Genomic DNA, 12841 nt, shown 5'->3' with positions numbered 1-12841 from the left:
GCGGGGACCTGCACCCTCACCTACCTCGTCGCTTCAGAGCGACTCGGCGTCCTCTCCCGCAAAAAAGCGGGCGAGGTATAAGACGGCGATGAAGAGAGCGAAGCCGATAGTTGCGATTGATGGGCCAGTGGGCGCCGGCAAATCGACGGTCGCGCGCAAGCTCGCTTGGGCGCTCGGGTTCGCATACCTGAACACGGGCGCGATGTATCGAGCATTGGCGATCGCGGCGCGCGAAGCGGGCGTCAGTCCTGGCGATGCGGACGTCGAAGCGCGGCTCAAGCTGGTGCTCGATTCGATTCGCATTCGATTCGACGGCGAGCGGATACTGCTCGATGATCATGATGTCACGGCTGCGATTACTGAACCCGAAATGAGTGAACTGGCGTCGCAGTTCTCGGCGATTGGAGCGGTGCGCGCGCGGATGCGCGATTTGCAGCGCGAAGCGGGTGCGGCGGGCGGCGTGGTGATGGAAGGCCGCGATATCGGCACCGTAATTTTTCCCGATGCCGAGTTCAAATTTTTTCTGAGCGCGGACGTCAAAGTTAGGGCGCGCCGCCGCTTCGAGGAATTGCGCGCGAAAGGTGCGGCGATCACTTTGCATGAAGTGCTCGAGCAATTGATCGAGCGCGATCGGCGCGACCGCGATCGCGAACTCGCGCCGCTCAAGCAGGCGGACGATGCGATCGCGATCGATACGACAAATTTTTCTGCCGATGATGTCGCGGCGGCGATGAAAAAGAAGATTGATGCTATAATCAACGGCGGCAAGGACTTGAAACGAGCCTAGCCCGGTTGTAAGGATTGCAGCAGCCCCGAAGTCCCGGAAGGTCCCACTAAATGGAGAAAGCGTTGCCTGAGCAAATGAGCGGAGGAGAAAATGACTTTGAGGCGTTGATGGAAGAGAGCCTCAAGGCTCCCCGATCCGGCGATGTGTTGGTCGGACGAGTCCTCTTGATCACCCGCGACAGCGTCATTATCGACATCAATTATAAGTGCGAAGGACAGGTTCCCCTGGCCGAATTTCTTGATCACGAAGGTCATCCGACCGTCAAGGAAGGCGACGAGGTTGACGTGTATTTCGAAGGCACCGAGACCGACAACGGTACGGTGATACTTTCGCACGCGAAGGCCGAGAAGTTCAAAGTCTGGCGCGAACTCGATCGCGCGTTCCAGACCGAGACGCCGGTCGAAGGGGTGGTGCTGGGCAAGGTCAAGGGCGGCCTCAAAGTCGATATCGGCGTGCCGGCGTTCCTGCCGGGCTCGCATGTCGATATTCGTCCCGCGCGCAATCTCGATCGATACGTCGGGCAGCGCGGACGTTTTCAAATCCTGAAATTCAACCGCGCGCGCGGTAACGTGGTGGTCTCGCGGCGGAGCGTGCTCGAGCGCGAGCGCGCGTCGCTGAAGGAGCAGACGCTCAAGGTGCTCGAAGAGGGCGTGATCCTCGAAGGCACCGTAAAGAACATCACGGATTACGGCGCGTTCATCGATCTCGGCGGCATCGACGGCCTGCTGCATATCACGGACATGGCGTGGGGGCGCTTGCAGCATCCGTCGGAAGTGCTGAAGGTCGGCGACAAAGTCAAAGTCGTGGTGCTGAAGTACGATCCGGAGCGCGAGCGCGTGTCGCTCGGCATGAAGCAGATCATGCCCGATCCGTGGACCAAGGTCGCGGAAGCGTATCCGCCGGGCACGCGCATCAAGGGCAAGGTCGTGAGCGTCACGGATTACGGCGCGTTCGTCGAAATCGAGAAGGGCGTCGAAGGATTGATCCACGTTTCGGAAATGAGCTGGAGCAAGCGCGCGGTTCATCCGTCGAAAGTGGTGAATCCGAACGACGAGGTGGAAGTGCAAGTGCTCGGCGTGGACGAAGCGAACCGGCGCATCTCACTCGGGCTCAAGCAGACCGAAACGAATCCGTGGGAAGAACTCGCGGAGAAGCATCCGATCGGCAGCCAGATCAAGGGGAAGGTCAAATCGATCACCGACTTCGGCGTGTTCGTCGAGATTGAACAGGGAATCGACGGCTTGGTGCACATCTCGGATTTGTCGTGGACCAAAAAGATCCGGCATCCGTCGGAAGTGGTGAAGAAGGGCGACGAGCTCGAGGCGGTCGTGCTGGGTATCGACGTCGAGAACGAGCGCGTGAGCCTGGGCGTGAAGCAGCTCGGCGCCGATCCGTGGAACACAGTCGCGGAACGCTATCCGCTCAACACGCGGATTCACGGCAAGGTCAGCTCGGTAGCGGACTTTGGCGTGTTCGTCGAGATCGAGGAAGGAATCGAAGGCCTGATCCACATTTCGCAGCTTAGCAACGAGCGCGTGGACAAGCCGTCGTCGCTCTATAAGGTGGATGACGAACTCGAAGCGCTGGTGGTGCAGCTCGATCCGAAGGAACGGCGTATCGGACTTTCGATCAAGGCGCTCAAGCAGCACGAGGAGCGCGAAGAGATGCAGGCGTACCTGAAGCGCGAGCATGAGGCGGCGCGATTCTCGATGGAAGACATCCTGAACGAGGAGCTCAAGCTCGATCGCGACGATAGCGAACGGCGCTCGGCGCGTGGACGGGGCAATCCCCGGTAACTTATTCATCGCGAGTGGCCGGGAGAATCGGCGCGGGACCGATGACCAAGCGGGAAATTATCGACGAGTTGCTGGCGCGCAAGCAGACGTTCACGCACCGGGAATCCGAAACGATCGTGAACGCGATGTTCGACGCGATGGCGACTTCGCTGACGCGCGGCGAGCGAATCGAAGTTCGCGGTTTCGGCAGTTTCGCGGTGAAGCAGCGTCGCGCGCGGCAGGGCCGCAATCCGAAAACCGGCGAACTGGTCAAGGTCGACGCCAAGCAGATCCCGTTTTTCCGCGCAGGCAAGGAACTCAGAATCGAAGTAAATGGCGCCGAAGCAGAGGACGAGTAGCCGTCCGGAGGCCGCGGCGGCGCCGGAGTTCCGGCTCTTTGCGCCTTGGCGCTTCGACTACGTGAAGCGCAGCGGCGCACCAAAGGAATGCATCTTCTGTTTCGGCCCGCTGATCGAAGCGGAGCGGCGAAAGCGCCTCGTCGTGTTCGATCATCGCGACGCGGTGGTGATGCTCAATCGCTATCCCTACACCAACGGGCATCTGATGGTCGCGCCGCGCCGCCATGTTGCGTCACCCGAACTGCTGAACCGCGGCGAGCGAAATCTGGTCGGTGATCTGATCGCGAAGTCGGTCGAGGTGATGCGTCCGCTGACCAATGCGTCCGGCTTCAACCTGGGCGCCAACCTGGGTCGCAGCGCCGGCGCCGGATTCGCCGATCACCTGCATTGGCATGTCGTGCCGCGCTACGAAGGCGACGCGAACTTCATGACGGTGCTTGCCTCCACGCGCGTGCTGTCGCAGAGTTTGGAAGACAGCTTTAAGTCATTGCGGCCCCTGTTCAAAAACGCTGCGGCTGACTTATCGTGATCCTAAGTGCAGAAGCACTCCGCGGGATTCTTGATGAATGAAAAATTGCTGAATATCCGGACGCTTGGCGAACTTAAAAGTGCGGGCTATGAGACGATGCCGGTGCGCATGGAGATGCGCAAGAATTTGCTCGAACGTTTGCGCACCAAGCAGACCATGATGGAGGGAATCGTCGGCTACGAAGAGACGGTAATCCCGGAAATCGAAAACGGCGTGCTGGCCGGCCATCACATGATTTTTCTTGGTGAACGCGGCCAGGCCAAATCGAGAATCATCCGGGCGCTGATCGAGCTGCTCGATGAATTCGTACCGGCGGTCGCCGGATGCGAGATCAACGACGATCCGTTTGCGCCGATCTGCCGGCGATGCGTGAAGCTGGCGGCGGCGAATGGCGACGCGCTCGAGATTGCGTGGATCGGCCGCGACGCTCGCTATGCCGAAAAGCTCGCGACGCCCGACGTATCAGTGGCGGATCTGATCGGCGAGATCGATCCGATCAAGGTTGCCGAGGGGCGGTATCTCGCCGACGAAGAGACGATTCACTATGGCCTGATTCCGCGGACGAATCGCGGCATCTTCGCCATCAATGAACTGCCGGACCTGACCGAAAAAGTGCAGGTCGGACTGTTCAACTTGATGGAAGAGAAAGACGTTCAGATCAAAGGCTACAAAATCCGGCTGCCGATCGATGTGGTTTTCGTCGCGAGCGCGAATCCTGAGGACTACACCTCGCGCGGACGGATCATCACGCCGCTGAAAGATCGATTCGACGTCCAGATTCGCACGCACTATCCGAAAACGATCGAACACGAGATCGCGATCATGGAGCAGGAAGCGGCGCATCCGCCGCGGACCGGCGTCGACGTGCGCATCCCGCAGTTCATGAAGGACATCCTGGCGCAGATCACGTTCGAGGCGCGCGCGTCGAACGAGATCAATCAGTCGTCGGGGGTCTCGGTTCGGGTCTCGATCAACAATCTCGAATCGGTAATCTCCAATGCCGAAAAACGCGCGGTGCGCAACAGCGAGAACGAAATCGTGCCGCGCATCTCGGATTTGCATTCGCTGTACGCCTCGACGGCCGGCAAGATCGAGCTCGAGTACGTCGGCGAAGATAAAAAGGAAGACGATCTGATCGAGCGGTTGGTCAATCGCGCGGTGCTCAAGGTATTCGATCGTTATGTAAAGCTCGACGATCTCAAAAAAGTATCGAGCTATTTCGAGCAAGGATGGGGCGTCGAGGTGTCCGACACCGCGCCGAATTCGGAATACATGGAGCCGCTGCGCGAAGTGAGCGGGCTGCGCGAGGCGATCGGGATGCTAGGGCCGTTCGAGACACCCGGCCTGATGGCCGCGGCGAGCGAGTTTATTTTCGAAGGCCTGCATCTGCATCAGAAGTTGAACAAGGATCGCCAGGGCGGGCGCTTCGCCTACCACGCATGATTCGCCGCGCACAGCCCAGCGTCGTCACGCGCTACACGCAGTGGGACGGCACGCAGCAGCTCAAGCTCGACGCCGACAAGGTGTTCGAGAAGCTGGCCGAGTATCTTTCCTACACCGACGACGTGCGCCAGGCGATGGAGTGGATGATGCGCCAGGGCATGGATTTCGACGGCGTGCGCGTGATGGGCCTCGAGGAATTTCTCGAGCAACTGCGCCAGGAGATGCGCCAGAAGTATCGCGACTTCAATCTCAAAAACGCGCTCTCCGAGATGGAGCAGAAGCTCGAGGACATCCTGAATCGCGAGCGGCAGAAGCTCGAATCGCTGAAGGAGCAGAAGCCCGGCGTCGAAGACAAGCAGCGCGAATTGTCGCGCATGCCGCGGCGGTTATCCGAGGCGTTGCGCAAGCTCGAGAGCTACGAATTCGAGGATGCCGACGCGAAGACGGATTTCGACGCGCTGCTCGAGGAATACGAAAACATCCGCGACCTCGAAAATTTCCGCGAGCGCAATCAGCACATGTTCCACGGTCCGAAGAGCCTCGGCTACGAAGAGGCGCTCGAGCTGATGCGCGAGATGGAGCGGATGCGCCAGCTCGAACAAGACCTGATGTCGGGGAATTTCGACACCATTTCGATGGAGGACTTCCAGCAGATTCTCGGCCAGCAGGCGAGCAAGGATTTTCAGAATCTGAAGCAGGTGATGGTGCTGCTGGCGCAATCGGGATACATGGTGCCGAAGGGCGATCATTTTCAGCTTTCGCCCAAAGGTGTGCGCCGAATCGGCCAACTCGCGCTGCGCGACATCTACCAGAACCTGCTGAAGGATCGATCGGGCGGGCACATGACGGACCATCGCGGCGTCACCGAGATGCGTCCCGAGCAGACCAAGCCGTATGCGTTCGGCGATCCGTTGAATCTCAACCTGGTCGCGACTCTGAAGCACGCGCTCGCGCGCAAGGCGGGCGTGCCGCTCGAGCTTCGTCCCGACGACTTCGAAATCTACGAGAATGACTACGCCAGTTCGTCGTCGACGGTGCTGTGTCTCGACATGTCGTGGTCGATGAGCTGGGAAGGGCGGTTCGCGGCAGCCAAGAAAGTCGCGATGGCGATGGAGACGCTGATTCGCTCGAAGTTCCCGCGCGACTATTTTTCGATCGTCGGTTTTTTCACGCGCGCGGTCGAACTCAAGCTGAAGGATTTGCCCGAGGCCTCGTGGAACATGGGCGATCCGTTCACGAATCTGCAGGACGGACTGCGGCTCGCATCCGATCTGCTGGCGCGGCATCCCTCGCGCAATCAGCACATCATCGTGATCACCGACGGACAGCCGACGGCCTACTTCCTCAACAAGCGGCTCTACTGCGAATGGCCGCTGTCGTTCGGCGGAATCAGCATGCGGGCGGCGCAGGAAACGCTGAAGGAAGTCGAGCGCATCACCCGCAGGGGCATCACGATCAACACCTTCATGCTCGACGACTCGCCGAGCCTGCGCGCGTTCGTCGATAAGATGACGCGAATCAATCGCGGGCGTGCGCTGTTCACGCGTCCCGATCATCTCGGCGAATACCTGCTGGTCGATTATCTCTCGAAGAAGCGCAAGCGTGTCTGAGCGCCGGTCCCGCCGCGCGAACGTTGCGTCCTCGATAGCGCGAGACCAAGCTGCCGCGACCTCGATGCCCGCGCCGGGTGTGATCTATTCCGGCGATTGCGTCGAGGTGATGCGCGATTGGCCCGACGGTATCTTCGACGCGTGCATCACGGACCCGCCGTACAACATGAGCCGCCGCAAGGGCCTCAAGTGGGCGTTCAGCTCCCACGTCACGATGAGCGAGCTGTGGGATCGCTTCAGCAACGACGACTACTTCGATTTCACGCGGCGCTGGCTTGCGGAGGTCATTCGCGTGGTGCGGCCGAACGGGAACATCCTGGTGTTCGGCAGCTTCCACAATATCTACGTGATCGGATTTATTCTCGAGCACGTGCTCGGGCGCCGAATCCTGCAGCAGATAACCTGGTTCAAGCCGAACGCGCAGCCGAATATTACCGGGCGGCTGCCGACCGAGAGCACCGAGTACATCATCTGGGCGTGCAACAACACGCCCGAGCACGCGGCGAAGTGGACATTCGATTATGCAGAATCGAAGGCGATCAACGGCGGCAAGCAGTTGCGCAATCTGTGGACGTTTCCGTGCACGCCACGCTCGGAGCGGAGTGCCGGCGCGCATCCATCGCAGAAGCCGGCGGCGCTGCTGACAAGAATCGTGAAGCTGTGGACGCGGCCCGACGATTTAATCCTCGATTGTTTTCTCGGCACGGGTACGACCGCAGTTGCGGCGAAGGTGCTCGGGCGGCGATGGATCGGTATCGAGAAGGACTCGGCGTACGGCGATATTGCGGCGCGGCGAATCGCCGATGCGATCGAATAATCAGAACTAGCGCGCGTTAGCGGCGGCGGCCCTATCGTGCGCCTCAGCCGATTCGGGCAGGGTCCAGGCGCCGCCGATCTCGCGCAGTACGATTCGGTTTTGTTCCGCGCCGGACGCCGCGATCAATCTTCGCAGCGGCTCTTCCATCGGCTCGTTCGACAACCTGAAGGTGCCCCAATGAATCGGCACCAGGTAGCGGGCGTGCGTCTGCTGGAACATCGACCACACCTGCTCCGGATTGGCGTGATTCCAGATCCATGGGTTGTATGCGCCAATCGAAAAGATCGCGACCTCGGGCGGATTCGACGCGATATCGGCGAACAGGTTCGTCACCGCGCTGTCGCATCCCAGCATCACGCGATGCCCATTCTTGTCGAGCACGTAAGTGTTGTAGCCGAAGGTCTGGCCCCACGGCCATCGCTTGCCCCAATGCCGCGCGCCCATCGCGCTGATCGTCAAACCGTTGACGGTAGTCTGTTCGCCCCACTTGAGTTCGCGGATATCGGCGAAGCCGAGCGGCGCGATCAGCGGCGCACATTTCTCGCACGCGATAACGACCGCGCTTCTGGGTAACGACTTCAGCGACGGCAGATCGAGATGATCCATGTGCGCGTGCGTGATCAGGATGAGGTCGAGCGGGCCAATCTGGGCGGGCGCGAGCGGAGGATCGACGTGCCGCTTGGGTCCGATCGTCACGATCGGTCCGATCGACAAGCCGACGCGATCGTACAAACTTGGATCACTGATCAGGCGGGTGCCGAAAAAATTCATCAGCACCGCGGCATGCCCAAGGCTCGCGATCGTGAGTGCGCTGTCGGGCCACGACGACGGCTCGAGACGAGGCCGCGAGTGATTGCCGTTTCCGTCCATGGACTGAGCGTACGGCGCGTTCACGAATTTCGCCAGTGCAAGGATCAGCGCCAACGCGATCGCGATTGCCGGGGCCGCAATCCGCGCGCGCCATCTTCGCGCCGATCTCATTTGACCGGTTTGAAGCACGGCAGTTCCTTGACGACGACGTAGCTGTAGGTGCGCTCGCGCCACTCGAAGGTGCCCATCCCGGCGCCGAACGCCGCCGTCATCGAATTGAGTTGCTCGCTGTCGGACGGATTCGTGACGTCGGCGGGCGCGTACGCGAGAATCTGCGGCTCCTTCGCCGGCAGCATCTGGTAGAGGGGCGGTTTGAAGTTCAGTTTCGCGATGCCCGGTTTTGGCCGCCATGCGTCGCCGGATGAATCGCCGGTGCGCACGAGCATCCACGTTGGATTGCCCTCGTGCTCGACGATTTTCCACTGCCGCGATTCGATCAGGCCGTCGGGCGTTTTGCGCACTTCCTCGACGCCGGGCGCGGTGCGGAGCAGTTCGTCGCATCGCTCGGCCTCGTCGGCGGTGCCGATGATGCCGCCCTTCGATTGCTTCATCGCGACTTGCGCGCCGACCATCTGCGCGGCGCCGACCGCGACCGTTGGCGCAAGGCTCATGAGGGACAACCCGGCGCATCCGGCGCACGCCGCGCTGACTGCGATTGCGATTACCGCGAGCGCGACGGCGGATTCGCGCGAACGAGTCACGGTTTGCGCGCGATCACCATCGAAGAGGTGAACGGCGGACTCGGCAACGACTCCAGTCGAATGTCGATAAAGCCTGCGCCGCGGAGCCATCCCGAAACTTCGCTGAACGAATAATCGCGGCCGCGCGTGGTGAGCAGCAGGTAGAGCGAGAAAATCGCGCCCGCCTTCGGCTCCGTCAATTCCTCATTCATGATGTGATCTTTGACGACTGCGATGCCGCCGGAATTCAGCGCGCGAAAGCATTTGCGCATCAGGTCGGCGTTGGTCGCCTCGTCTTCGCTGTGAATTATATTCGACATGAAGATGGCGCTACAGCGGCCCGGCAACTCGACCTTGCGGTAGTTGAGCGGGATGAGATCGATGCGCGGCGCGAGATCGGGCTCGCGCTCGGCGATGATTTGGCGCGCGACCTCGAGCGTCGCCGGCAGGTCGAAAATCGCGGCGCGCAGATGGGGCCATCGCCGCAGCATCGCCGCGACGTAAGTTCCCGGACCGCCGCCCAGGTCCGCGATGATCGGAAACTCGCTGAGATCGAGCCGCTCGGCGACGTAGGTTGCGTCGCCGCGCGCGCGCGTGAGGCTGTCCATCGCTCGAATGAAGCGCTCGGTCTCATCGGGCTTGACCTGGAACATATCCGGCGTGCGCGCGGGCGCGCCGGTGCGGATGGTTTGTTCGAGATGCGCCCACGTTTCGAACAGCGCCTCGTCGAACAAGATCAGGTCGCCAAGATATTCAGCCGAAGATTTGATCAGGAAGCGGCGAGCGATATCGGCGAGGTCGTATTGTTTCCCGGTTTTCGCGAGCAAATCGAGCGCCGTGAGCGCGTCGGCCAGCACTCCGACCGCGCGCCGATCGGCCTTGAGCGACGCCGCCAGCGCATCAGCGTCGCATCGGCCATGCGCGACGCTCTCGAACAGCCCAAGCTTGAGCGCGGTCTGAATCGCGCGCGCTTCGGCGTGACCTCCGGCCAGCGCTGCGAGTTGGGAGAAATCCATCGTGAGTCCCGCAGCCGTCGCGATCAGCGGACGAAATCTTGCGTGACGTAGGTGCTGCCGTCCGACGCGTGGGCGATGCCGACGCCGGTTTCGGTAAATTTCCCCGACAGCAGGTTCGCCTGATGCGCCGGACTGCCGAGCCATCGGCGCATCGCGTGCGTCGGCACGGCGTTCGGATCGCCATAGTCGTCCATGTAGATGTTTTCGCCGACTGCGTGGTAGCCGATTCCGACGCCAGCGATTCGATCGGCGGGCGCGACTCCTTCGGGGCTTTCATGCGCAAGATAATGGCGCATCGCCATGTCGTAGCTGTGGCCGCGCGCGATCACGGCGAGCCGTGGCGAGAATTTCAGCGGTTGCTGTCCGGCCCGCGCGCGCTCCTCATTCACCAGGCCCAGAATTTCGGATTCCTGTTCGGAAAGGCCCGAGACTTTTTCGGGCGTCGGCGGCGCGGTCCGCGTCCAATAAAGCCGCGCGAGAATCGCCCCTATCAGTGATAGAATGAGAAGGCCGAAACCAGCCCTGATCGCACGGCGGCGTTTGACGACTTTGGGCGTTGGGATGCGGATGACTTTGGCAGGACCGTGCGGCGCACGCGACGGACGTCGGCGGGTGGCTGATTTACCGCTCATCGCGGAACTGCGCAGCGCCGGTCGGCGGCGTTAGTCGTGGAAGTCATCGTTTGAACCTGAAACCAAAATCAATTCAGTCGAAGTGCATCCGCAAGGCTGTGTTTTTTGGGTACCGCGCCGTCCGTTTCATGTCAACGCGAAGAGTCCTTGCGTTACTCGCGATCGTTTGCATCGCCGCATTTGCACCGCTCGCGCGCGCAGAAAACTTGGCGCGATCGAAAGAGCCGGCGCTGCCGGCAGGAGCGCTCAAATCGGCGTCGAGCATGTATTTGCGCCAGGCCGCCGCGAGCCCGATTCGATGGCAGCCGTGGAGCGCGTCGTCGTTTGCACTCGCGCGCTCTCTGAACCGTCCCGTGCTGATCGATATCGGCGCGATCTGGTGCCATTGGTGCCACGTGATGGACGAGACCACGTACTCGGACCCCGAAATCGCCGCGATACTGAACCGCAACTTCGTGCCGGTGAAAGTCGATACCGACGAGCGGCCCGATATCGACGCCTATTACCAGAGCGCGGCGAGCCATCTCACGGGAGCGGGCGGATGGCCGCTAACCTGCTTCACGACTTCGACCGGCGCGCTCTTTTTCGCCGCGGGCTACGTGCCGCCGCGACCAGGCGCGGGCCCCGGTGGAAGCGGCGGGAAGAATACGTCGATGCTGCCGTTGATCCGCCGTATCGCCGATTTGTACGCGCACGATCGCGTCGCGCTCGAACGCCAGGCGGAGGCGAACGCGGCAAAACTGAAAGTCCAGCCGGTGGCGGATCGTCCGCCGCAGACAGGCCTGGATGCGCTGCGAGCTGAGATTCTGGCCGGGCTGCAGCGCTCATACGATCGCAAAACCGGCGGGTTCGGCGCCGGCTCGGGACCACGCTTCTATGATTTCCCGGCGATTCGCCTAGCTCTCGCGCACGGATTTTACGGGCATCCGGAGTTCACCGCGATGTCGCTCGACACGCTGCGCAAGATCGCGGCGGGCGGAGTATTCGATCAACTGGGCGGCGGGTTTCATCGCTACTCGACCGACCAGAATTGGGCGGTGCCGCACTTCGAAAAACTCGGCTACGACAACGCGATGGCGCTGGAAGCATACGCGGAGGCGTACGAAGCGAGCGGCGACCAGGAACTCGCGCGGGTGGCGCGATCGATCGCCGGCTACGTGAATCGCGAACTACTCGATCCGAAGACGCATGCATTTTATTCGCATCAGGACGCCGATTCGTTCAAAGGCGACGACGGCAGCTACTACACCTGGACCATCGACGAAGTGAACCTCGCGCTGCCGCCCGAGGAGGCGCGCGCTGCGATCATTTTCTTCGGGATGGATCACAAGCCGGCGCGCGCGCCCGACGGACGAATCGTGCTGCGGCGCGCGGTCGATGCGGCGCAACTGGCCGCTCGCCTGAAAATCTCCGAGGGGCAGGCGCGCGCGATGATCGACCAGATCACTGCATCGATGCTTGCGGCGCGAGCGCGGCGCAAAATCCCGCAAGTGGATCGGGCCGTGATGACCGATCGGAACGCGCTGATGTGTGATGCGTACCTGGTCGCCTCGGCCGCGCTCGACGACGAGCATCTCAAGCAGATTGCGCTTGACGATTTGGATTTTATCCTCAGCCATCTTCGCGAATCCGGCGGCAGCTTTCGTCACGTGTGGTCGGGCGGCCGCGCGCGAGTGTCGGGGCTCGCCAGCGACCAGGTTTATCTGCTGAATGCGCTCGCGAACGCCTATCAGTACTCCGACGAAGCAAAATATCTGAGTGAGGCGCGCGCGCTCGCCACCATCGTGTTGAAGGATTTTCGCGAGCCAATCTTGAATCTGATCGTCGATCGAAAAGGCGCCGACAAGGTCGCTCCCGTGGTCGAGACGATCGGGGGCCGCCAGGTTTTTTATGACATGCCGATGCCGTCGGTGCAGGCGTCCGCTGCGCTTGCGATGAGGAAATTGGAGCTGATCACCGGCGACGCGAGTTACGCGAAGGCAGCGAGCGATCTGATCGGCGGCGCGGCGCCAGCGGGTGTGGCTGCGATGGCGGGATCGGTCGGCACGCTCGGACTCGCGCTCGAATATCGCGCGCATCCTGATTCGGTGATCGCGATCGGCGGAGCAACGTCGAACGAAACCAGCGCGGCGCTGATGAAGACCGCGCTTGCCGCGTATCGGCCGGGCAAAGTTGTGACGCGAATCGAATCGCGCGGCTCAAGTGCAAAGAAGTACAATTAACCCAGATCCCACCGCTGGCAACGACAGTTTCAAAGTGCAACTATGGTTATGCGTGGCAATGCCGGGAATTTGCGGCGCAATTCAAAGTGAGGGACATCTAG

12 protein-coding genes are annotated in these 12841 nt (G+C 61.4%); 8 read left to right on the top strand and 4 right to left on the bottom strand.

Translation table 11 applies throughout. The features are described from left to right. The first annotated feature begins 88 nt into the window (after positions 1-88). The 7 genes from cmk (at position 89) to Q7S58_RS11820 (ending at position 7320) form a co-directional block, all read left to right on the top strand. Positions 89-787 carry a (d)CMP kinase gene (gene cmk, locus Q7S58_RS11850; RefSeq protein WP_304825481.1) on the top strand — a complete coding sequence of 233 codons (699 nt, stop codon included), beginning with the start codon at positions 89-91 and terminating at the stop codon, positions 785-787. Between the two features lie 50 nt (positions 788-837). Then, positions 838-2583, top strand: a complete 1746-nt coding sequence (locus Q7S58_RS11845; protein WP_370655506.1) for a 30S ribosomal protein S1 — start codon at positions 838-840, stop codon at positions 2581-2583. 41 nt (positions 2584-2624) lie between these two features. After that, complete coding sequence (locus tag Q7S58_RS11840) at positions 2625-2921, top strand: integration host factor subunit beta (protein ID WP_370655508.1); 297 nt, start codon at positions 2625-2627, stop codon at positions 2919-2921. Next, positions 2896-3450: an HIT domain-containing protein gene (locus Q7S58_RS11835; protein ID WP_304825472.1), complete on the top strand. Its 555-nt coding sequence runs from the start codon at positions 2896-2898 to the stop codon at positions 3448-3450. Before Q7S58_RS11840 ends, Q7S58_RS11835 begins: the two co-directional genes overlap by 26 nt. Positions 3451-3483: 33 nt before the next feature. Further along, entirely contained in the window at positions 3484-4893 is a 1410-nt protein-coding gene (locus Q7S58_RS11830) for a hypothetical protein (protein WP_304825469.1), read from the top strand. After that, a complete protein-coding gene (locus Q7S58_RS11825; RefSeq protein WP_304825466.1) occupies positions 4890-6503 on the top strand; it encodes a VWA domain-containing protein in 1614 nt (537 codons plus the stop codon). Before Q7S58_RS11830 ends, Q7S58_RS11825 begins: the two co-directional genes overlap by 4 nt. 64 nt (positions 6504-6567) lie before the next feature. Continuing rightward, positions 6568-7320, top strand: a complete 753-nt coding sequence (locus tag Q7S58_RS11820; protein ID WP_304825463.1) for a site-specific DNA-methyltransferase — start codon at positions 6568-6570, stop codon at positions 7318-7320. Between the two features lie 6 nt (positions 7321-7326). On the opposite strand, the gene Q7S58_RS11815 is transcribed toward Q7S58_RS11820, so the two are convergent. From Q7S58_RS11815 to Q7S58_RS11800, 4 genes are read right to left on the bottom strand one after another with little or no spacing between them, the layout of a single operon-like run. After that, positions 7327-8301, bottom strand: coding sequence for an MBL fold metallo-hydrolase (locus tag Q7S58_RS11815; protein WP_304825460.1), 975 nt, complete (start codon positions 8299-8301; stop codon positions 7327-7329). After that, complete coding sequence (locus tag Q7S58_RS11810) at positions 8298-8891, bottom strand: hypothetical protein (protein WP_304825457.1); 594 nt, start codon at positions 8889-8891, stop codon at positions 8298-8300. Before Q7S58_RS11810 ends, Q7S58_RS11815 begins: the two co-directional genes overlap by 4 nt. Beyond that, complete coding sequence (locus tag Q7S58_RS11805) at positions 8888-9886, bottom strand: methyltransferase (RefSeq protein WP_304825454.1); 999 nt, start codon at positions 9884-9886, stop codon at positions 8888-8890. The genes Q7S58_RS11810 and Q7S58_RS11805 overlap by 4 nt, the downstream gene beginning before the upstream one ends. A 23-nt stretch (positions 9887-9909) precedes the next feature. Beyond that, entirely contained in the window at positions 9910-10518 is a 609-nt protein-coding gene (locus Q7S58_RS11800) for a CAP domain-containing protein (RefSeq protein WP_304825451.1), read from the bottom strand. Between the two features lie 206 nt (positions 10519-10724). On the opposite strand from Q7S58_RS11800, the gene Q7S58_RS11795 reads away from it, so the two are divergent. Beyond that, positions 10725-12740, top strand: coding sequence for a thioredoxin domain-containing protein (locus Q7S58_RS11795; RefSeq protein WP_304825447.1), 2016 nt, complete (start codon positions 10725-10727; stop codon positions 12738-12740). Positions 12741-12841: the final 101 nt, after the last annotated feature.

This window comes from Candidatus Binatus sp. (genome assembly GCF_030646925.1).
Lineage (GTDB): Bacteria > Desulfobacterota > Binatia > Binatales > Binataceae > Binatus.
This window is presented reverse-complemented; position numbering and strand designations above follow the sequence as displayed.

Bases quoted from the DNA above. Each gene is read 5' to 3' on its own strand.
- Q7S58_RS11830 (WP_304825469.1), top strand. From the start codon at position 3,484: ATGAATGAAAAATTGCTGAATATCCGGACGCTTGGCGAACTTAAAAGT.
- Q7S58_RS11815 (WP_304825460.1), bottom strand. From the start codon at position 8,301: ATGAGATCGGCGCGAAGATGGCGCGCGCGGATTGCGGCCCCGGCAATC.
- Q7S58_RS11840 (WP_370655508.1), top strand. From the start codon at position 2,625: ATGACCAAGCGGGAAATTATCGACGAGTTGCTGGCGCGCAAGCAGACG.
- Q7S58_RS11835 (WP_304825472.1), top strand. From the start codon at position 2,896: ATGGCGCCGAAGCAGAGGACGAGTAGCCGTCCGGAGGCCGCGGCGGCG.
- Q7S58_RS11820 (WP_304825463.1), top strand. From the start codon at position 6,568: ATGCCCGCGCCGGGTGTGATCTATTCCGGCGATTGCGTCGAGGTGATG.
- Q7S58_RS11805 (WP_304825454.1), bottom strand. From the start codon at position 9,886: ATGGATTTCTCCCAACTCGCAGCGCTGGCCGGAGGTCACGCCGAAGCG.
- Q7S58_RS11845 (WP_370655506.1), top strand. From the start codon at position 838: ATGGAGAAAGCGTTGCCTGAGCAAATGAGCGGAGGAGAAAATGACTTT.
- Q7S58_RS11825 (WP_304825466.1), top strand. From the start codon at position 4,890: ATGATTCGCCGCGCACAGCCCAGCGTCGTCACGCGCTACACGCAGTGG.
- Q7S58_RS11800 (WP_304825451.1), bottom strand. From the start codon at position 10,518: ATGAGCGGTAAATCAGCCACCCGCCGACGTCCGTCGCGTGCGCCGCAC.
- cmk (WP_304825481.1), top strand. From the start codon at position 89: ATGAAGAGAGCGAAGCCGATAGTTGCGATTGATGGGCCAGTGGGCGCC.